The 19,759-nt window shown below is 39.3% G+C and carries 20 protein-coding genes; 6 read left to right on the top strand and 14 right to left on the bottom strand.

Translation table 11 applies throughout. The annotated features are described in order from the left end of the window. Positions 1-240 precede the first annotated feature (240 nt). Genes AAW12_RS22650 through AAW12_RS22640 form a run of 3 tightly spaced genes read right to left on the bottom strand, consistent with a single transcriptional unit; the run spans position 241 to position 1,446 of the window. Entirely contained in the window at positions 241-666 is a 426-nt protein-coding gene (locus AAW12_RS22650) for a hypothetical protein (RefSeq protein ID WP_053003938.1), read from the bottom strand. Position 667: 1 nt separating this feature from the next. Continuing rightward, a complete protein-coding gene (locus AAW12_RS22645) occupies positions 668-1,012 on the bottom strand; it encodes a GIY-YIG nuclease family protein (RefSeq protein WP_046675930.1) in 345 nt (114 codons plus the stop codon). Between the two features lie 17 nt (positions 1,013-1,029). Then, entirely contained in the window at positions 1,030-1,446 is a 417-nt protein-coding gene (locus AAW12_RS22640) for a MarR family winged helix-turn-helix transcriptional regulator (protein WP_046675929.1), read from the bottom strand. A 319-nt stretch (positions 1,447-1,765) separates the two neighbouring features. On the opposite strand from AAW12_RS22640, the gene AAW12_RS22635 reads away from it, so the two are divergent. Continuing rightward, the gene (locus tag AAW12_RS22635) at positions 1,766-2,488 is read left to right on the top strand and encodes a DUF3667 domain-containing protein (protein WP_046675928.1); all 723 of its coding nucleotides are present in this window, start codon (positions 1,766-1,768) and stop codon (positions 2,486-2,488) included. Between the two features lie 94 nt (positions 2,489-2,582). Here AAW12_RS22635 and AAW12_RS22630 read toward each other — a convergent pair whose 3' ends face one another. The 3 genes from AAW12_RS22630 to AAW12_RS22620 form a co-directional block, all read right to left on the bottom strand. Continuing rightward, entirely contained in the window at positions 2,583-4,049 is a 1,467-nt protein-coding gene (locus AAW12_RS22630; RefSeq protein ID WP_046675927.1) for a sigma 54-interacting transcriptional regulator, read from the bottom strand. A gap of 6 nt (positions 4,050-4,055) precedes the next feature. Next, the gene (locus AAW12_RS22625; RefSeq protein ID WP_046675926.1) at positions 4,056-5,177 is read right to left on the bottom strand and encodes a vWA domain-containing protein; all 1,122 of its coding nucleotides are present in this window, start codon (positions 5,175-5,177) and stop codon (positions 4,056-4,058) included. Positions 5,178-5,489: 312 nt separating this feature from the next. Beyond that, positions 5,490-7,577: a DNRLRE domain-containing protein gene (locus AAW12_RS22620; RefSeq protein ID WP_046675925.1), complete on the bottom strand. Its 2,088-nt coding sequence runs from the start codon at positions 7,575-7,577 to the stop codon at positions 5,490-5,492. Between the two features lie 276 nt (positions 7,578-7,853). On the opposite strand from AAW12_RS22620, the gene AAW12_RS22615 reads away from it, so the two are divergent. After that, complete coding sequence (locus AAW12_RS22615; protein WP_046675924.1) at positions 7,854-8,252, top strand: DUF1801 domain-containing protein; 399 nt, start codon at positions 7,854-7,856, stop codon at positions 8,250-8,252. A 27-nt stretch (positions 8,253-8,279) separates the two neighbouring features. On the opposite strand, the gene AAW12_RS22610 is transcribed toward AAW12_RS22615, so the two are convergent. Further along, positions 8,280-9,092, bottom strand: a complete 813-nt coding sequence (locus AAW12_RS22610; protein WP_231585337.1) for a class I SAM-dependent methyltransferase — start codon at positions 9,090-9,092, stop codon at positions 8,280-8,282. A 212-nt stretch (positions 9,093-9,304) separates the two neighbouring features. Here AAW12_RS22610 and AAW12_RS22605 point away from each other — a divergent pair, with 212 nt between their 5' ends. From AAW12_RS22605 to AAW12_RS22590, 4 genes are all read left to right on the top strand, one after another. Continuing rightward, a complete protein-coding gene (locus AAW12_RS22605) occupies positions 9,305-10,129 on the top strand; it encodes a helix-turn-helix domain-containing protein (RefSeq protein WP_046675923.1) in 825 nt (274 codons plus the stop codon). A gap of 95 nt (positions 10,130-10,224) precedes the next feature. Then, complete coding sequence (locus AAW12_RS22600) at positions 10,225-11,508, top strand: serine hydrolase domain-containing protein (protein WP_197084142.1); 1,284 nt, start codon at positions 10,225-10,227, stop codon at positions 11,506-11,508. 129 nt (positions 11,509-11,637) lie between these two features. Further along, on the top strand, positions 11,638-12,945 hold the full coding sequence (locus tag AAW12_RS22595) for a hypothetical protein (RefSeq protein WP_156167734.1): 1,308 nt from the start codon (positions 11,638-11,640) through the stop codon (positions 12,943-12,945). 173 nt (positions 12,946-13,118) lie between these two features. Then, positions 13,119-14,177, top strand: coding sequence for an alpha/beta hydrolase (locus tag AAW12_RS22590; protein WP_046675920.1), 1,059 nt, complete (start codon positions 13,119-13,121; stop codon positions 14,175-14,177). 17 nt (positions 14,178-14,194) lie between these two features. On the opposite strand, the gene AAW12_RS22585 is transcribed toward AAW12_RS22590, so the two are convergent. Genes AAW12_RS22585 through AAW12_RS22555 form a run of 7 tightly spaced genes read right to left on the bottom strand, consistent with a single transcriptional unit; the run spans position 14,195 to position 19,572 of the window. Then, positions 14,195-14,707 carry a 4'-phosphopantetheinyl transferase superfamily protein gene (locus tag AAW12_RS22585; RefSeq protein WP_046675919.1) on the bottom strand — a complete coding sequence of 171 codons (513 nt, stop codon included), beginning with the start codon at positions 14,705-14,707 and terminating at the stop codon, positions 14,195-14,197. Then, the gene (locus AAW12_RS22580) at positions 14,704-14,958 is read right to left on the bottom strand and encodes an acyl carrier protein (protein ID WP_046675918.1); all 255 of its coding nucleotides are present in this window, start codon (positions 14,956-14,958) and stop codon (positions 14,704-14,706) included. Before AAW12_RS22580 ends, AAW12_RS22585 begins: the two co-directional genes overlap by 4 nt. 4 nt (positions 14,959-14,962) lie before the next feature. After that, the gene (locus tag AAW12_RS22575; protein ID WP_046675917.1) at positions 14,963-16,234 is read right to left on the bottom strand and encodes a beta-ketoacyl-[acyl-carrier-protein] synthase family protein; all 1,272 of its coding nucleotides are present in this window, start codon (positions 16,232-16,234) and stop codon (positions 14,963-14,965) included. Next, complete coding sequence (locus tag AAW12_RS22570; RefSeq protein ID WP_046675916.1) at positions 16,231-16,668, bottom strand: 3-hydroxyacyl-ACP dehydratase FabZ family protein; 438 nt, start codon at positions 16,666-16,668, stop codon at positions 16,231-16,233. Before AAW12_RS22570 ends, AAW12_RS22575 begins: the two co-directional genes overlap by 4 nt. A gap of 17 nt (positions 16,669-16,685) precedes the next feature. Continuing rightward, positions 16,686-17,738, bottom strand: a complete 1,053-nt coding sequence (locus tag AAW12_RS22565) for a type III polyketide synthase (protein ID WP_046675915.1) — start codon at positions 17,736-17,738, stop codon at positions 16,686-16,688. Continuing rightward, a complete protein-coding gene (locus AAW12_RS22560) occupies positions 17,735-18,448 on the bottom strand; it encodes a methyltransferase domain-containing protein (protein ID WP_046675914.1) in 714 nt (237 codons plus the stop codon). The genes AAW12_RS22565 and AAW12_RS22560 overlap by 4 nt, the downstream gene beginning before the upstream one ends. Then, entirely contained in the window at positions 18,439-19,572 is a 1,134-nt protein-coding gene (locus tag AAW12_RS22555; protein ID WP_046675913.1) for an NAD(P)/FAD-dependent oxidoreductase, read from the bottom strand. The genes AAW12_RS22560 and AAW12_RS22555 overlap by 10 nt, the downstream gene beginning before the upstream one ends. Between the last annotated feature and the right edge of the window lie 187 nt (positions 19,573-19,759).

Genomic DNA, 19,759 nt, shown 5'->3' with positions numbered 1-19,759 from the left:
TTTAGGTTTTTCTAAATGCTCATTTGCCAAGCAAACCTTATTTATTACACCTTAACCATGGATTATTTAATGCACAAATTCCAAATTATCTTGATCGAAGGGCTATTCAACACGAATTTAAATTTGCTCAAAAACACTTTTCCACGAAGCTGTAGAAGAATATGATACGAGGTTTACTTTTATTAATGTCAAATATACATTTATTATTTAAATAGGCGATATTTTTATGGTAAGTATCGTTTAAAACGGGAGATTTTCCAGGGGTAAAAGTCTTGAATCCGAGATTGCTGCAGTACGATGCCCTATAATCTTCATATACGCTGGATTTTGTTCAAATGAAAAAAAATCGGACACACTTCGCTGTTTGATCAGCAGACAAATATCCCACTGCTCCTGATCGGGGCCTATCAGAAACTGGTCACCATGCCCAACAAAAAGTAGCTCACCGCCGCTTTCTTCCACAAAAGGTTTGGCTAGCTTTATATAATTCATGAAAGCATCGTATCCCGAAATTTCTTTGATTGGCGCAATCTCCGGAAAATTAGTATAGTCCGCGATTTTCCTCAACTGAATTAAATTGAGATTGACAATGGGGCCTTGGATATTTTTCAATGCCAGATTCCTTCCGGCTTCATAACTCGGATACAAATACGTCTTTCTTGCCATATTAATAGATACTTGTTGTTTCACTCACTTTACTCTTCAACTCAGTTGCTGCATGATGTACGACTCTTTTATAATCAATGATTTTGTCGTTTTCAAATGGAATAATAACTGCATTTTCAAACAGGAAATTTCCCTCGCCCAATTGGTTCCAATCCGCCTGTAAGTTTTTGTTGTCAAATTGCCCCATGTTTAACATAAATCTGATTCTGTTGGAAAGAGCCGTTAAATTCAGGCTATCTGCGATATATGTTTTATTTTCGGCCTTATTGTAAATTGTTAACACTCCCATCAATTGTTTACTGTCCAAGAATTCGGCTTTCAGTTGTTTTTTATCTATTTTGTTCATGTGTTTTTAAATTAAAATTATAAATCTCCGCCCAATGACTTCAATTGCCCAGCAAAAATAAGGAGATCTGTTACGGCCATTCCGTCCAATAGCTTGTTGGCGATGTGCTCAGCTGTAACAGTCGCCTCCTTTAAAATTCGATCACCAACCGCCGTAAGCTTCACATAACTGACCCGGGCATCTCTATTATTGTGCTCTTTTACAACAAGCCCCATCTTTTCCATGGGGGAAATAATCCGTGTAATTCCTGAGGCTGTTAAACCGGTACTTTCAGCCAGATCAATTCGCCGTAGCCGCTTACCGGGAACTTGGCTTAAAATATGTAAGATCATAAAGTCTGTCAGACTTAGTCCATGCAAGCTCAACCCATCAAACTTTTTGGTGATGACAGATTGAACTTTTACAATGTTCAGAATCGTATTAATCGCGTTCATAGTATTATTGTTCTTGTTATTTGCATAATACTTGATAACTCAAGTATTATGCAAATATAATAGTTTTATTTAAATGGCCGAATAGAATAAAAGATTCTGCCAACAGCGCGGTTACACGACAGCGCAATAAATCTATTTACCTTACGAGAGAAGTTGGTTGGTATAAAACTACACTTAGGTGTAGCCTTGATTGACATAATCTATAATATTTTTGGACAAATTCTAATCGACAGGAGGCTAAAGCCAACGATTTTCAGAATATGGAAAGGAAAGAATCCTCAGATATTAACAAATTTATTACCTATAACATAGTATAAACATGACAAATTGCAAAAACTGTGGGACAGATATAACGCTGAATTTCTGTCCGAAATGCGGACAGCCAGCGGTCCTTAAAAGAATTGATGTGCATTATATCGTCCACGAGATTGAACATGTCCTTCATTTCGAGCGCGGCATCTTGTACACGATTCGTGAACTCATTACCACACCCGGAAAAAATGTAAAAAAATATATTGCCGAGAACAGGAGTCGCTTGGTAAAACCCATTATTTTTATCATCATCACCTCGCTGATATACTCTGTAGTAAGCCATTTTTTTCATGTAAACGACAAATATGTGAGCTATTACGAATCTCAACATTCTACTACGGGTTCGATATACCTCTGGATCCAGGATCACTATGGTTACGCCAATATCATGATAGGATTGTTTATCGCTTTTTGGGCGAAACTATTTTTTAATAAATACGGTTTTAATTTTTTTGAAATTGTCATCCTGCTGTGTTTTATTTTGGGAATCACGATGTTGATCTATACTATTTTTGCATTAATTGAAGGTGTAACACATACAGGCGTTATGGTACAGGCTAGCATCGTCGCTATGGTATATAGCGTTTGGGCGATTGGACAATTTTTCGACCCCTACAAAATACCCAGTTATTTAAAAGCGCTCGCTGTTTATATTTTAGGGTATCTGTCATTTACTGTTGTCGTCGTTATTATTGGTCTATCGATAGACTTAATTTTAATGAAAAGATAGGTTATCCTCCTTTTTCCGTTCTTGTAAGACCTTTTACAATAGCATAAGGGTAAGTTTGCGCTGTAAACTTACCCATCCTATTACTCGTTGCCTGTTACAGATTATTTCTCAGATATCCCTGAAAATTATCTTGAAACTGAAGGCCGGACCCCAGTCTATATTTACTTAATTTATTGTTGAGGGTAAGTCCCCATAAAACGAATTCAGTCAGAAAATGGAGATCTTCGGGTTTCGTTTCCGGTTGGTATTGCTGAATTAAAGCATGGATAGGCTTCACTTGGTCCAAAACCTGCCCGTACGCCAAATCGTTGAGTTCATCAGATAATTCGATTCCTTCTGATTCCGAAAACCAACGAACAATATCATCGTAGGGATAACGCTCGTTTTCTCTTTCCAGTTTCTCAATTTTTGGGAATAAAATCGGGAAAAGGCTTTTAATCGCTTTTTCTATTAGCTGCACTGCAACGATACCCGCTCCTTCTTGCTCGCCTTCATAAACGAGCTCAACTTTGCCGGTTATCGCAGGCACAATACCCATAAAATCACTCAGCCGTACTGCCGTTGCTTGCGCCCCACTTCTGAGCATGCGTAATTCAGCGGTACTTAATAAGTTTTGAAATGCTGTAATGCTCAGACGCGCACTTACGCCGCTCTTTTCATCAACATTTTCACTATTTCGTGCTTCAAAGCTTATCTGCTCAATCAATTCCCTAGCTAGCTCAGGGACGTATATCTGCTCCTTCTGGGCCGCTTCCAAGTTCGCCTCCTGCGCAGTAATTGCCTTTGCTATCTCAACCGATGCGGGGTAATGTGTAAGTATCTGCGATCCGATGCGATCTTTCAGCGGCGTCACAATACTTCCTCTATTGGTATAATCCTCTGGATTCGCTGTAAATATAAATTGTACGTCTAACGGCAAGCGTAACTTAAAACCGCGAATCTGAATATCTCCCTCCTGTAATATATTGAAGAGGGCTACCTGGATTCTAGCTTGAAGATCAGGTAGCTCATTAATGACAAATATAGAACGGTTTGCCCGAGGAATCATACCAAAATGAATCACCCGATCGTCTGCATAGCTCAGTTTTAAATTTGCGGCTTTGATGGGATCTACATCACCGATCAAATCAGCTACTGTCACATCAGGTGTAGCCAGTTTCTCCGCAAAACGATCGCCTCGACCAAGCCAGCTTATCGGTGTATCGTCGCCTTTCTCCTTCAGCAACTCTATCGCATAACGCGATATGGGGTTAAACGGATCATCATTAATCTCTGAACCTTGAACCACAGGCACATATTCATCCAATAAGTTGACCATGAGCCTAGCTAGACGTGTTTTCGCCTGACCGCGAAGGCCCAAGAAATTAATGTTGTGTTTGGAAAGTATTGCTCTTTCAAGTTCTGGAATTACGGTATCTTCATAACCATGTACCCCATTAAACACGGTTTCACCCGCCTTTATTTTTGTAATCAGATTCTGACGCAATTCTTCTTTTATTGTTTTAGGTTTATAACCCGAAGTTTTTAATGCACCAAATGTTGTAATCTTCGTGTAATCCATATATTCTTATCGTATTCTCTTTTTTCGATTTTCTTCGTAATCCTCAAAGATCATTTCACCCAGATCCCCAAGTCCCGTGTAATAAGCCTTCCCTTGATTTGAAGCTGTAAACTCGTCGACAAATTGCTGTAGATAAGGATCCGAAGCAATCATAAAGGTTGTAATTGGTATTCCCAACTTTCGAGCCTGTGCAGCCATACTATAGCATTTGCTGGTGATAAAAGGATCCAAACCCATAGGATTCTTATAGTAAGTGCCGTCCGGCATATTTAAACAGCTGGGTTTCCCGTCGGTTATCATAAATATTTGCTTATTCGCATGTCGTTTTCGCCTTAGTAAGTCCATCGCTAGCTGTAAGCCCGCGACCGTATTGGTATGAAATGGTCCAACTTGCAAATAAGGCAGGTCTTTTATCGCGATAGGCCATGCATCGTTTCCGAAAACAATGACGTCAAGTGAGTCTTTCGGGTAACGGGTCAAAATAAGTTCTGATAAAGCCATCGCCACTTTTTTTGCAGGAGTGATCCGATCCTCGCCGTATAAAATCATACTGTGGCTGATATCGATCATCAACACTGTACTCATCTGCGACTTAAACTGTGTATCTTCTACGACGAGATCATTTTCTGATAAGGCAAACTCACCTATCCCATGATTGATCTGTGCGTTTTTCAAGCTCTCTGTCAAAACTATTTTCTCCAGGCCATCTCCGTACTGATAGTTTCTGAAATCGCCCATATTTTCGTCACTCCTTCCCTGGTGATTAGTTTTATGATTGCCTGATTTTCCTTTCCTCATTTTCCCAAAAATCTGGTCCAAGGCATGCTGACGCAAAGCTTTCTCCAGCTTTGAGGTAATATCTACGCCACCTTCACCACCAAACTCCACTTTTTCCCTGATATAACCTTTATCCTTCAGATCCGCAATGAAATCGTCTATCGTATAGGCTGGAGTCGTCAGTTTGAACTCTTTATCCAATTGCCTAAGCCAGTCAATGGCTTCATCAAAATCACCAGAGGTATGGGTAATCAATTCTTTGAAAATGTCAAATAATTTATCAAAAGGCGTTTGAAACGGCTCTTCATATTGTTTGAAAAGAAAACCTTTCCTTCGTTTCGTGCTTTTCATGCATTCCTCTTATTAGTATGAAGAAGCTATCCAACTCGTGTATCGGATGCTTCATAGTATGAATTTACGAAATAATAATTTTTGTGAGCACCGTATGTCCATTTAACTTCAAAAACTGGCTATAGTATGACGCATAAAAAATAAGGTACACTAAAATTAATGGCAGTCTTGTTTACTTAGCCCGATTTTTTTGGGTGATAGCATAAAGCGCTATTGGGAAAGCGTAAAAAGCCACAGAGAATTGGCATTCTCTGCGGCTTCTTGATCTGGTTATTCCACAAATAGGATAGAATTACCTGAATAAGTACCAGCTTAATAGAGCAGTTCCAAAGTCGGTTTATTGGCGGCAGCTTCCCTACTACTAAAAGACATATCATTTGTAGAAGAGGCCGCAGCTGTATTTAAAAATAGAAAGGATGCTTTACGATCAGTGCCGGTCAGCAATCTATTAATGGCCGAAGTGACGTCGATGGTCTGTAAACCTATCCCAGAAATAGGAATTTTACCGACAAGTACAGTATCCATTGGTGCATTGTTCCAATTAATGCTATTTTCCAACCAAGATGTCGTGGAGGTTGTATAAATATTAATAGTACGTTGTGGTGCTGTATTCACCCCTGCAACATACAATTTTAATTTTGCCGAACTCACTTTAGGTTTAGTAATCATCGCAATATCAAATTTAGCATATGCTTTACGCGCGTAAGATGTAGCGTCGGATTTGATGACAAGATCAGCTGTAGTTCCATAATTTGTACTCGCATAGCTACCGTTGCGGACATAGGCATCGGCAAGAGAGCTTCCAGCATTGGCTACAACAGCATGCTGAAACGCTCCAACATCTGGATTACCCAATGGCAGCGCATTTCCAGCAAAATCCTCTCCTCCATTGTTACTTATAAATACACCGGCATTAAGGGCGGCCGAACTGGAACCGACATCATAACCTTTTGCAGCGTCAAGGCCGTTTCCACCAATTGGGTTGACAAACACCGGATCTTCATAGAAATTGTTGTTCCGCACGGTAGTTCCCCAGTTCAATGACGTAAATGTACTTGACGGAAATAAACAATTATTGTTAAACTTCAGCCCATTATCGGCTTGGGTGGATAGACTGCTAATGGTTGAGGTGGTATAAAAAATATTATTTGAAAATGTCGCATAAGGCTTTCCTGAACTCACGCCATTCATGACGTTAAACAGGCTGGCGGTTGGATTTTTAATATAGAATACATTATTATAAATCTCACGGGAATCGTATGTCGTTTTTTCGATCAAAAAGAGTTTTTTTAACCGTGTTGTACCGATATCGTTGACAGAAACGTTATAGCGAACTTTAATATTCTTAGACTGGTTCATAAAAAGCATAAATCCGCCGTTATTATCATGCGAATAATTGTATTCGAAAATATCTCCATCGGTTACTGAATTGGTATCATAGCCATCGGCATCGAACGCGACTCCATCGTTAGCGCCCCCGCCTGTCATACCGTAAACTTCATTATAAGCCACCAGCGTATTCAAGCTACCAATTGTCCAAATACCCGCATAATTTTCAGAGCCTGTGTTCATACATGCCTTATAGACCGTATTGTGTGTGATTTTACTTCCTCCCGTCACGCCGGACATAACGATTCCGTCGCCGTAGATATATTCAATCAAATTGTTATCGATAATAATATCTTTTGATCTCGCTGCCATAGCCCTATCGCCAGTAGTCCTTATCCCTTCAACGGAACAATTGGCTACGTGGCAACTTTGTACCAAAGCACCATATATTTTACCGTCTAAGATAATCCCGCCAGAGCTTTTGTTATAATTGGTCTGTCCATCGATAGCACCATTGACGTCGTGAACATAACAATTTCTAACGGAGACATTGCTAATTGCTGTTCCTGCAGAACTGCCTCCAACCACGCGGATCCCCGTAGCAGCATAACTTGTTCCGCTGGGGATTGTATTTGTCAGTTCGAGGTTATTTACCTCAAAATAAGACACCTTATTGAGGTATAGTGCATTTGATCCGTTTCGCTTTCCACCACCGTTGATAATCGGACGAACATCACCGCCATATTTGTCTATAATAATAGGAGCTTCAGCCGTTCCCGAATTTTTCATATGCAACGTGTCATTCCACACGCCACCACTCTTGAACAAAATACGATCACCAGGGCCAAAAACCGAGGCATTAATTTTGGCCAGCGTTCTCCATGCTGCAGTTGTGCTCGTTCCTGTGCTATCATCGTTTCCGCTGGGATCTATATAGTAAGTATTACCTATACTTGCTAGATTTACCTTCGCTTTTGTTTTTAGTGATGTCGGAGAATCTAGTTGAACAGACTTTTGGCAGCTCAATAGCCCAATGATTCCAATAGAAATCACCATCATAAATTTTCTCATAATGCTGTTTTTAGTTTATAAATGTTATAATTCTTGCAGACGTATCCCTTATTCCAACGAATACGAATTTTATAATTTGATTAATAACATTAAATTATAAATAACTTGCCAACCACAGGGGGTAAAATCTGAAATAAAGAGGGGTAAAATTTTAAAGGCAGGTCAACATGTAGCCAAGATAAATCAATGCATCTTTTTATCCTGACCTACATCGATATAGAAGAAAATTTGATACTTTTAGCTAATAACTACAGCCCTTAAGAACAATACGATATTATGGAAATAGATCAGTATATCAATACACTTTCGGAAACGGAGCAAGAGGTCATCCGTCAATTCCGGAAAGCGATAACAGAAAATGACAATACCGTCTCTGAGAGCTTCGGAAAATTCATGTCAAACCCTAATGCGATTAGCTTTAATGAACAGGGCGTATTTAAATACGGGCTAACAGTCGCAAAGAATTACATTTCATTCCATTCCTTGGTTATCTATACTAACCCCGAATTAATGGAAGAACTAAAATTAAAATTACCCAAGGCCAAATTTCAAAAAGGTTGTATTAATTTCAAAACATTGGATGAATTTCCCGCATCCGTATTGGCAGAACATATTCAGGCTTCATCCAAAATAGATTTTAGCCCCATGATAAATCGCTATTTGAAAAAGAAATAAGTACCTGGCCAATTCCCAGCATTCTATTTATTCACTTTTACGCGCAACAATAGCATAAACCATCGGAATTTTATTTCCCAAATGGGCTATTCTGAATTTTTTAGGATCTAGTTCTGTCATGTTTTCAAAAATGGGATAAGGTGAATAGTCAAATTCGTTCAGGTCTTGAATGTTTAACCCATGATGAAGTAAAGCTCCAACGACCTCACTCACACTATGATTCCAGGTAACATAGGACTGCGAAATAGCTGCATCTTTATCGGCATAGGTTCCCTGCTCGGTTTCAACAATTGGAGCAATATTAAAATAATTATAGCCAATTTTATCAAAATTATCATCGAACATCCAGACAACTGGATGAAACTCGACAAAAACAAACTTCCCTTTCGGTTTCAAGAAACGTGAAATTATTTTCCCCCATTTATCTAAATCCGGTAACCAAGTAATCGTTCCATAGCTGGTAAAGACCAGATCAAATTGTCCGTCAAGATGATTCTCAAGCTCATACAAATCACAACAGATAAACTGTACATCTGCATTCGTTTCTTTCGCAATTTCTCGGGCACTTTCAATAGCCTTGTCGGATAGATCAACACCAGTAACTTTGGCACCAAGTCTACTCAAAGAAATTGTATCCTGTCCGAAATGACATTGTAGGTGTAATATTTTTTTTCCGCTGATATCACCCAATAACGCCAATTCGATTGAATTTAGCGAAGTCTCCCCTTTTAAAAATCCTGCTAGATTGTAAAAGTCTGATTTTAGATGTGTATCTGTTCTATTATTCCACGAGTGTTTGTTTATTGCGATGTAATTTTCTTCTGGATTCAAATCGTTCATTTGGTTTTTTATTAAACGGTTAATTACCGACTAAAGTACACTAAAAATTGAATACTATCGGATTCATCTTCTCCCAATTTAAAAATAAGTGTTTTAAGAAATTAAGCTTGGTAAAAATTATCATAAAGGTTCTCTATATTTAAATCGATTATCCAATACATCCAAGTTTAAAAGGATGACGTATGAATAACACCTATTTACATGAAGAATAAATGACGATAAAAATATATAGACCAAAGAGCTTACTTCTAAAAAAATATATTGAATGCTTCTATGTACTTGAGAAAACTCACGAAGAAAAAGCGACGGCATATTTTACGTTTCCGAGCATTTACACCATAGTGACGATAAGTGAGCAGACCAAAACTAAGGTAAGCCCAAATGAGGTCATTACGAAGCATTGTCCGTCCAATTCGATAGAAACAAACCTTGTATGCAATTTTAATGAACCTGTTTTAGTGAGTTATGAGGGAAAAATAAATGAAATTACCACTTACTTCAAACCTCTTGGGATAAATGCTTTTATATCCAATGATTTAAGCTATTATAACAGCGGAACATTTCCTGATTTTAATCCGCACCTGGATTATAAAAACGCGATGAGATCTATCCTTTCCATTGATGACCAAGACGAGCGAATCAAGGCCTTAGAAGATTATTGGATATCAAAATTTCGGGCATTTGAAAATGCATTGCTCGAAAACATAATCACCGAAATGCTAGATACAAGTAACCTCAATCAATCGATGTCAGAATTTTCGCTAAAAACAGGAAGATCGAGAACAACCATAAATAAGCAATTCGATCAACATATCTGTAAAACACCTTCCCAATTCAAAAAAATCATTAGATTTCGAGCTGCGATTCAAAGTCACCTCGAAGATGGCAACAAAATAGGTCTGTCTTATAACCTGGATTATTTCGATCAGTCCCACATGATCAGAGATTTTAAAAAATTAACAGGGTTTACACCAAAAATTTTCTTTTCCAAAATAGCTGATCTTGAACGGGAACAAATAAAATGGATTTTTATTTAGCAGGTTTACAAAAATACAATCACACTATTTTATTAAACAGTAACATTGCTCCATAATTATTTATACCATACGCTATGAAGCTTTTAATGTTACTTATGTTTTGTCCAATTTTTCTTGTGGCACAAGAAAAAACATCAGCCAAACTTGCCACCTATATGCAGGCACAAGCCGATGTAAATAATTTTAGTGGAACAGTTCTTGTCACGAAAAACGGCGCCATTTTATTAAAAAAAGCCTACGGTTTAGCAGATTATGAATGGAGGATCAAAAATACGATCGATACGAAGTTTCAGTTGGCATCGGTCACAAAACAATTTACCGCGGCTGCTATTTTACAGCTCGTAGACAGCGGAAGATTATCGCTAAACGATAAACTCAGTAAGTTTTTCCCCGATTATCCAAAAGCCGATAGTATCAGTATCCACATGCTGCTGTCACACACCTCAGGACTTGCTATGGGTTTTAAAGAAATCGCATTAAGTAGTATAAGTAGCGATTCTGCTTATGCCGCCATCAAGAAAATTCCTTTCGAATTCTCACCGGGAACGAAAAGCGCCTATAGTAATATCGGTTATTATTTGTTAGCAAAGATTATTGAAAAGGTCTCAGGTGAGCATTACGCTTCTTTCTTAAAGAAAAACATATTTGATAAAGCTGGCATGAGTAACACCGGAGTCAGTAATAATGATTCCATCGTCACGAAAAAGGCAAAAGTATATTATCCTAATGCAGAAGGTTTTATCCATAATCCCCATATCAACTGGGAGATCAACTTGGGCCACGACGGTATTTATTCAACCGTTGAAGATTTAGCCATTTGGGACAAAGCACTCTATGGAACGACGATTCTATCTGCAGCGATGAAAGAAAAAATGTTTACACCATATAGCGCTGAAAATTGGGGCTATGGATTTATCATCAATCCATTTTACAATCACGGACATTATTTGATTGCACATGATGGCGGATTCTTTGGTACAATGACTTCTTTTAATCGATTTACTGACGACAAACTCTTTGTCACTGTCCTTTCCAACAACGGCTCCCCCGCCCATATCATCGGGTATGGACTGTCTGCAATTGCGCTGGGTAAAGAAGTAGAGCTTCCCTATAAACATTATCCCACCAAAATAGATACGACGCTGTACGATAACTATGCAGGTGAATATGGGAAAATACATATATTAAAAATTGCAGGCAAACTCTACTATAACGATGCGGATACTGAACTCATTCCCGAGTCTAAAACAAAATTTTTCAGGGCAGACGACAACGACAGAACAATCGAGTTTGTTAGAGACAAAACAGGAATTTACAATTCCCTTATTTTAACAAAAGGTGGCGTTAAGGAAGTTTTCCCAAGGACCAATAAAAATTAATGAACCCATATGCATGCTTTTAGCATCAAATGTGTAATCGACTCTTTGAAACCTTAAAGAAAAAAATTAAATTACGCCCTTATCAGTCCAGTGTTAAATAGTATACAAACTATCCTAAATTATAACATCGTGCAACAGACAGATCAAAATCCGGAGAAAGCTAAAAAGAGTCCTTTATTAAAGTCTTTTTTCGGATGCCTAGTGTTTATGGCAGCCTATCTCATCAGTTTTTTTATTTTTGATGCAGGCAACAATGTGAAGCTGAATTATATTATTTTTTCGCCGCTTGCATTTATACTGAGCTGGGTATTTTGCTATTTCTATCTGCTGTTAAAAGATACCAGTACTTTAAAATATTATCTACTGGGATGTATGCTGATAGCCGGTACAATTATATATACAAATGGTATTTTTGATATCGATATTAGGATTCAAAACTTCTTTCACTCGTCGACACTCCCGAAAAAATACGGGCAATATCTCGATATCAATAACACCAAAAATAGATTTGGACGACATGAAATCATTCTTTTCAAGGCGAGTAGTAATCCTATTGATCAGTTTTTGACAAAGAACAACGAATTAATCATCCATAGTTTGAGCAAGGCTAAAAACGCTAACGATGCAGAACCAACCATCCATATGTTTTATAAATTGGACAAAAACGGCAAGCAGATCGATCAATATTCTTACACACAGGATGAAGATAAGGATACGGAGATTCTTTTCGAGGGCTATCTGATCAACATAGGAAAACATTACTTTCGTAGCTGGCCATTAGATGGTGATACCACAAAAAACAGCATTGAAATACGCAATGCCGATCTCAACTGGACTGCGGATCAACAACGCCAACAACTAGATGATATCGATCGTAAAGCACAGTATTTTCTTTCTGAGCGAATCTATGATTTCGAACACAGCAATTCGAAAAACTACTCAAAAAAAACGTATTTCATGGACGATAAATGGCATATATTCTGTGAAAATATATCGGATGATGGTAATTTAAATCTGCAAACTGTGTCTAGAGGGCGCACAGTAAATGACCTTTTCGGACACTGGGACAAGAATGAATGGGTCACGAATCATTCCCCCGCCAATATTCAATCGGTTTATTACCAAAAAATCAGGCGTATTCGCAATCGACAGGATGTGAACAGCGGAAAATATGAGCAAGGCGATCGTTGGCAAGGTTGCCTTTTCTCACACCTTATTGTCGAAAACGACACCTTAAAATTTAAAGATCATTTATATCTTGATGAGGAGTGGCATTGGTCTCAGATTGAAATCAATGGTAAGAATATTGGAGCGCTGACTTTTGAGGATACGGAACAATTTCATAACTATGGTTACTACTCAAATGCGGCTTTAAATTACCAGCTTTTCACCAGTCGACGCAATAGGCTTTATTTGATTAAAAGAATAGATCCTTAGCTTCATCCAGATAAATTAGGAAAAATAATAAGCAGACGAAATGCGGACTTGCTTTTTGCTATCCAAAATAATGACTATATTACATGAAATGAATTTTTGTAGAAATACATCCAATTTGATAGCCATTGGATCCTAGTGAAAATAAAATTCTGATATAGAAGGAAATAAAGCATATGAACAAAAGATATTTTTTCTACTTCATCCTCATTATCACCTTGTTCGCCTCGTGTGGTCTTATTCATAACCTTCCTGATTCGGCATCTCCCAATACTGGAGTAGATCCCAATTTATGGTATTCATTTGTGGATCAGAATGGAAATTTCTACCCCGATAATTGGAAGAAAAGTTATGGCATCCCCTCGAATAAAGCTGCTAGAGACCCTTATTCACTGATGAAGATTGCCACCGACAGAGGCGACCGCGAACAGTTACTCGCTTTTGAACGCGGTAACATGCTGCGTCTGTCAAAACGTATTGCACCCAAAAAACGTGTGTTCATTTTAATTCATGGCTTTAATGCCGATGAAGAATCCGTTGTAAAACAATATAAATATATTGCCGATCATATCGTTACAAATCCCAAAACCGACGAAATTATTCGCTTTTATTGGGATGGTTTACGATCAACCTCTCCGTTTCGATCTGCAAAAAACTGGTTTTCCGCAGCCTCCTTTAGCCAGATGGCCGGTGAATTTGGATTGAGACGTATACTGAATAATATGGCCGATAAAGATGTCTTCATTATCTCTCACAGTCGTGGAGCATCTGTGGTGATGAGTGCTATTTCGAATCCGGAATACAATAGTTCCTTTTCCGCTCAGGCCAAAGACATTCATAAGGTCGATATCGAGCGGGCAAAACCTTTATTGGAAAACAAAAACAGGATTACCTGTATTATGTTGGCGCCAGCCATAGGGCTTTCCGAATTTCAGTATACCGATACAACAACTAACACCAAAAAATTTGTGGAACTGAGCTCCCAGGTTAAGAAAATACATATCACCATAAATGGTACGGATAAGATGTTGAAGAAGTTTTTTGGATTCTTATCGAATAAACTTAATCCAACAGATCTGGGATATAAAGAGGAAAGTTTTAACGCACTTAAGAAAAATTATACCATCTTTTCGATGACTGATTTCACAGGAATGTCAAGCCATGACTTTAGTCGTTATATCCGAGATCCCAAATTCAAACAGATGCTTCGGGAAGAATCCATCCAAGTACAATAAGATGGTCGCTCGTCTAATTAAGTCAATAGGCTATGAATCGAAACTATTCGCTCAAAACGGCCATGGTTACTTACGGAAACAGGCAAGCGCCTCTTCCCATCCCTCAGAACGAGGCTTGGAACTCCGAGAGAATCTTTAATAATTCCATCTCTTTTGATTTCAACAATATCGTCCAAATGAACTAACTCGCCAGCTGCTACGGTATGTATAAAATCAGGGGAAACGATGGTCTTCGTATAATACCTTTTCCCTTCGCAGATGACTTCTCCCCTCGCCTTGCAAGAAGATCGTTCATGAACTGAACACCGCAATTTTAAAGGAATGTACTTTCTGATTCCTGTCTGTCTATTCCATATTTTATAGGCAGCCTCTTTCATACTCCATAAGAGCCAAACAACAATTTCAGGATCTGGACTGTTCACAATCAATAGTTGTTCCTGCTCATTAAATAGTTTTGAAAGAAAACCTCTACGTCTCCAATTACTCTCTTTTCTGGACTGAACCAGATCGATAATGTCATTACCAATCATTTTTCTTGTAACTTGCTTTCGATTATTTCGACTGCAGCTCCAACATTAAGCATACGCTCCATATCGGAATTTTCAATAACGATCCCAAATTGATCTTCGATATCCAGCACAATATCAACCAAATTGGCTGAATTAATTTGTAGATCACGCATAAAATCAGTCTCTTCAGTAAGTTTTTGGAAAGCTTCTCCGTTTGTTGTGTAGGGCGCTATAATTGGTTTTAAAGCACCGATCAATTCTTCTCTGTTCATAAATTTAGTTATCAAATTTTTTAAATATTAAACAGGCATTTACATCTCCAAACCCGAAACTTGCTTTGGCTATAATTTGGGGTTTGACATCAATTTGCTGTATTGGTACTCTTGATGGATCTATGAGTGCTGCAATCTCGGGATGTAAATCAGTACAATTACTGTTTCCGAATAAAAATCCATGAAATAACTGCAAAACTGTGGCCACGCATTCTATGCTACCTGCCGCGCTGAGACAATGCCCAGTCATTGCTTTTAACGAATTTATCCATGGAAAATCTTTCCCTTTACGCCCAAGTGCCTCAGTCCAATTTTCTATTTCAAAAGCATCTTTGGCTGTTGCCGTTAGATGACCGTTTATAGCATCGACATCCCATTTGGAGACGCCCGAATTGTTTAGGGCCTCTTCAATGCAACGGCGTACAGCATCAGCGTTTGGAGCTGTCATACTGCCTGTTCCCCGTTGTCCTCCAGAGTTTACTTGGCCGCCCAATAACTCGCCATATATAACGGCATTGCGTGCTAAGGCACTTTCCAAATCTTCCAGTAGCATTGCTCCAGCTCCACTACCCGGGACAAATCCTGCGGCTGTTGCACTCATTGGGCGCGACCCCTCCGCAGGGCGGTCATTATATTGCGAACTACAGACACGTAGTGCATCAAAACCGCCCCAAATATAAGGCCCACTATCTCCAGTACTGCCTGCCAGCATGCGTTTTGCTCTTCCGGACCGAATCCGGTCATATGCCATTAGAATTGCTTCAGTCCCAGTAGCACAGGCAGAAGAATTGGTGGTCACCTGATTTCCGAGGCCTAATTTCCCACCTAAATATGCACTGACACCACTGTTCATTGTTTGAGCCACGACTGTACTACCTAATCTACGGATTTGCAGCTCATCAATTTTATAAATACTCTCGCGAAACTTATCAATACCTGATGTACCTGAACCAAAGACCGTTCCGCTATCCCAATCGGGGACCGAATTTACGGCAATAGGAAGACCTGCATTTGTCCAGGCCTCCATTCCAGCAATGACTCCGTACAAGATGCCTGTACTATTAAAACCTCTAAGCTCAAGTTCAGTGAAATATTGCCTTTTAAGATCATCTGATACTTGCGGCATTCCCGCAATCTGGCAGGAAAACTGTAGCTTTTCCAGCAGTTCATCATGTCTAATGCCCGAAACGCCATCTTTGATGGCCTGGGTAAAGGCTGGCACCCCCACTCCATTGGGCGCAACGACTCCTAGTCCAGTAATCACAACTCTCTTCATAGCTCCTCCGTCATCATACCTGCCAATATCCCTTTACAAACTTCCTGCCCGGCTTCATTCTTCATCGTAACGGCACACTTTAGTTTGCCAAACCTAAAATATATTTTTTTTGAAAACACGGTGACTTTCTCCTTTGGATATACTGGTTTTAAAAACTGTATTTCAGTAGAAGTCAACGCAATAGACGAGCCTTGCATTAAGTCTTTATTGAGCAGAAAGATTCCCAAACAGGCCAGACCTATTTGAGCCATCGTTTCGATCAGAATAACTCCCGGGGTAATCGCTCTATCATAAAAATGGCCGCGATAAAAGTCCAGATCTTCATCAAAAGTATAGGTACCTGCAACACCTTCGTCATCGACTTGAATCAACTCATCGACAAATAAAAACGGCGCCCTGTAGGGCAATTTCGCTAGTATAGTATTCAATTCCATTGTTCAAAATGAGTAAGTTACCACTGTAATAAAACCCGCTGTGCTGAAAATCCCGGACCGAAACTCAGCATCAAGCCCAATTCACCGGCTTGAGGCTTACGTTTCATAATACGTTCAAGGACGTAGAGTACCGTAGCGCTCGACATATTACCATAGTCCGCTAGTATAGCCTTAGTATCTTCAATATCTTTATCAAATTCAGCAAAAATCTCCTCGATTGTGGCTACGATCTTTTTCCCGCCCGGATGAAAAATCATGTAATTAATATCTTTAATTTCCAGCTGGTTCTTTTTCAGGAATGGATGTATAACTGCATCAAAATGGGACGCAATCACATTGGGCACATCCACATCCAGTATCATCTGCATACCAGTGTTGGTCAATTTAAACCCCATAATGTCCTCCGCATCATAAAAATGATACATCTCCTGATCACGAATTACAGGGCCGCAATCTTCCTCATAGGATGAAAGCAGACAGCAAGCTGCACCATCGCCGAAAATGGCGGCACTGACCATATTCGACATCGAGAAATCTTCCAGCTGAAAAGTCGCTGTTGGCGTTTCCACCGCAATAACCGCAGCACGTTTACCTGGGTTTGCCTGAAGAAAATTTTTAGCATAAATAATACCTGAAACACCGGCAACGCAACCCATTTCGGTAACTGGTAACCGGACAATATCCTGTCGGAGTCTCATCCTATTAATAAGATATGCGTCTAGAGAGGGGATCATAATTCCAGTGCAACTGACTGTAATGATATAATCCAGAGACTGGGGATCCCAGCCCGTTTGTTCAAGGGCCTGACCAAGTGCTTGCTCCCCTAGGGCTATCGCCTCCCGGCAATACACATTGTTTTTTTCTTCAAAAGATGTCGCCGTGAAGACATCAATCGGATCCATAATCGCATAGCGCCTGTCCACGGCGGCGCCTTCGAAAAGTTTCTTGATTTTCTTAATAAAACGAGGTTCCTGTCCATGAAGCCAAATATCCAATAGCGGAAGAATATCAGCGGTAGCACAAGAGTATTTAGGGAGTTGCTTGGCAACAGTTATTATTTTAACGTTCATATATTGGAAATTATCCACTGGTAGCGAAACGCCCATTTCCATTGGATGGTGTAATGTTCTAACCGTAATCTCTTGGAGAATTGTACAAGCTCAACCTTTTTAAACCCACGCAGTATGGAAACAAGCCCATCCACTTTTGTCATTCTATTTAACCTAAAAACAACAGCAATAGTTTGAAAAAGCCGGTAAGCCATTTTACTCCTTTGTAAATCGTTGATGACAACCCCCAACCTTGATACGTTGACCAGGCTACCTAGCAAACGAAGAATCGCATCATCGTCGAAATGATGTAAAGTAAGCGTACACAGAACAATGTCATACTTGACATCTTCAAAATTCGCTTCAAAGATATCTGCACACAAATAGGATATATTGGTATAATCTTTCGACAAATCCCTTGCACAATTTATTGTATAAGGGTTGGCATCTATACCGAGCAATGAAAGCTTAATATGATGTCTATTGCCATAATCGCTCAACATGCGAAGCATGTCCCCATTACCACAACCGATATCCACAATGGTTATTGTTTCATTCTTGTAGCTGGTTGACAGCAATTTTTTTACGCCATTCAGCGTAATGCTATTTCCGCCTAGAAAACGATTAATCTTTGCGATCCGATCCAGTGTGATGCGAAGTTCATCACCTTCCAGCCGAAAATCGTCCATGATCTCATTCTGCGATGTTCTATATCTTGTGTCTATCCCCATTTTATTGAGCTTGCATTTCCATGAGTTTGTTTTATCATCCAACTTAAGATTTTTGGAAAAAATACCGTAGCCTTCATTAAAACTGCGGTACCTATTTTATGGCGCAATACAGCCGACAGAAGTCGTCCGATTAAAAGCCGTCTTCTAAAGGTTCCCTTCCATTGACTCACGTAGGACTGTTCCAATTGCTGGCGCGAATCGATATGACCATGGTAATAGTCCACAATAAGCTCGGACGCCATTTTTGCACTATGTATCGCCATCGCCATCCCATTTCCACAGAATGGATGAATAAGACCGGCCGTATCACCAATCATAAGCATATGGTTTTCTACCGCTGATTTCTGATCAAATGAAAATTGACTTATCGCAAGCGGCTTGTCAAAAAGCAGCCTACTCTGTTCAAAAAAACACTGAAGATGCCTATTTTTAGACAACACATACTTTTGATAATCACCTATATTTTTATACCTCTTGAACGTTTTTACATCGGCCAGATAACATAAATTTATCTGGTCATCTTCGACCTTAGAAATACCACAATAACCGCCTTCAAAATGATGCAAGGCAATAAGGTCATTCGGAAAATCGCCCGAATAGTGTGCCTTAACAGCCATCCACGGAGAGGTTTTTGTTATAAAATCGCGGGATAAGAGCTGATCCACATTGCTGCGTTTTCCATATGCGCCCAGTACAATTTTTGATCTTAATACCTGATCTTGAAACGAAACAGCAAATGTATCATTGCTAAAGGACACTCCTGTGACGGTCGCAATAACAATTGTACAACCCGTCCCTTTTACTCGCTGATATAATAGATCATCCAACGCGTAACGACTGATGCCAATTCCACCCAAGGGTAACCTGACCCTATTCATCTGCCCACCTTCTGTCGTGAACTCCAGCTCCCGAATATGTGTTGGACGTAGCGATTCAACATCCACTTGTAGCCAATGCAGATAGGGCAAGACTTCATTCGAAACATATTCGCCACAAACCTTATGACGAGGAAAATCATGTTTTTCGATTAACGTCACGCTGAATCCTTGTTTAGACAGATGCAATGCACTTGTAAGTCCAGCCAAGCCGCCACCTATAATAATCACATCAGGGTCCAATACCATATATCAAAGTTTGTTCTATATGAGTTTCATCTACAAAAAATCAACGTTATAAATCATGCTTCGGTCTCCTACATTGGTTGTCCCCGCTATTCAACAGACGATTCTTAATAAATCTGTTCACGACCTAGAATTTTCCTGCACAGGACAATATCATCCATCCGCTTTTATAAAAGTCTCTCTGATAACA

Source organism: Sphingobacterium sp. Ag1 (genome assembly GCF_000988325.1).
Classification (GTDB): Bacteria; Bacteroidota; Bacteroidia; order Sphingobacteriales; family Sphingobacteriaceae; genus Sphingobacterium.
Note: the sequence above shows the minus strand (reverse complement) of the source record. Positions and strands in the feature narration are given on the sequence as shown.

What these genes read in the sequence shown, in the direction of transcription:
- AAW12_RS22645 (WP_046675930.1), bottom strand. Translation starts at nt 1,012, where the DNA reads ATGAACAAAATAGATAAAAAACAACTGAAAGCCGAATTCTTGGACAGT.
- AAW12_RS22555 (WP_046675913.1), bottom strand. Translation starts at nt 19,572, where the DNA reads ATGGTATTGGACCCTGATGTGATTATTATAGGTGGCGGCTTGGCTGGA.
- AAW12_RS22605 (WP_046675923.1), top strand. Translation starts at nt 9,305, where the DNA reads ATGACGATAAAAATATATAGACCAAAGAGCTTACTTCTAAAAAAATAT.
- AAW12_RS22570 (WP_046675916.1), bottom strand. Translation starts at nt 16,668, where the DNA reads ATGGAATTGAATACTATACTAGCGAAATTGCCCTACAGGGCGCCGTTT.
- AAW12_RS22590 (WP_046675920.1), top strand. Translation starts at nt 13,119, where the DNA reads ATGAACAAAAGATATTTTTTCTACTTCATCCTCATTATCACCTTGTTC.
- AAW12_RS22600 (WP_197084142.1), top strand. Translation starts at nt 10,225, where the DNA reads ATGTTTTGTCCAATTTTTCTTGTGGCACAAGAAAAAACATCAGCCAAA.
- AAW12_RS22615 (WP_046675924.1), top strand. Translation starts at nt 7,854, where the DNA reads ATGGAAATAGATCAGTATATCAATACACTTTCGGAAACGGAGCAAGAG.
- AAW12_RS22585 (WP_046675919.1), bottom strand. Translation starts at nt 14,707, where the DNA reads ATGATTGGTAATGACATTATCGATCTGGTTCAGTCCAGAAAAGAGAGT.
- AAW12_RS22650 (WP_053003938.1), bottom strand. Translation starts at nt 666, where the DNA reads ATGGCAAGAAAGACGTATTTGTATCCGAGTTATGAAGCCGGAAGGAAT.
- AAW12_RS22620 (WP_046675925.1), bottom strand. Translation starts at nt 7,577, where the DNA reads ATGAGAAAATTTATGATGGTGATTTCTATTGGAATCATTGGGCTATTG.
- AAW12_RS22630 (WP_046675927.1), bottom strand. Translation starts at nt 4,049, where the DNA reads ATGGATTACACGAAGATTACAACATTTGGTGCATTAAAAACTTCGGGT.
- AAW12_RS22565 (WP_046675915.1), bottom strand. Translation starts at nt 17,738, where the DNA reads ATGAACGTTAAAATAATAACTGTTGCCAAGCAACTCCCTAAATACTCT.
- AAW12_RS22640 (WP_046675929.1), bottom strand. Translation starts at nt 1,446, where the DNA reads ATGAACGCGATTAATACGATTCTGAACATTGTAAAAGTTCAATCTGTC.
- AAW12_RS22560 (WP_046675914.1), bottom strand. Translation starts at nt 18,448, where the DNA reads ATGGGGATAGACACAAGATATAGAACATCGCAGAATGAGATCATGGAC.
- AAW12_RS22625 (WP_046675926.1), bottom strand. Translation starts at nt 5,177, where the DNA reads ATGAAAAGCACGAAACGAAGGAAAGGTTTTCTTTTCAAACAATATGAA.
- AAW12_RS22580 (WP_046675918.1), bottom strand. Translation starts at nt 14,958, where the DNA reads ATGAACAGAGAAGAATTGATCGGTGCTTTAAAACCAATTATAGCGCCC.
- AAW12_RS22575 (WP_046675917.1), bottom strand. Translation starts at nt 16,234, where the DNA reads ATGAAGAGAGTTGTGATTACTGGACTAGGAGTCGTTGCGCCCAATGGA.
- AAW12_RS22610 (WP_231585337.1), bottom strand. Translation starts at nt 9,092, where the DNA reads ATGAACGATTTGAATCCAGAAGAAAATTACATCGCAATAAACAAACAC.
- AAW12_RS22635 (WP_046675928.1), top strand. Translation starts at nt 1,766, where the DNA reads ATGACAAATTGCAAAAACTGTGGGACAGATATAACGCTGAATTTCTGT.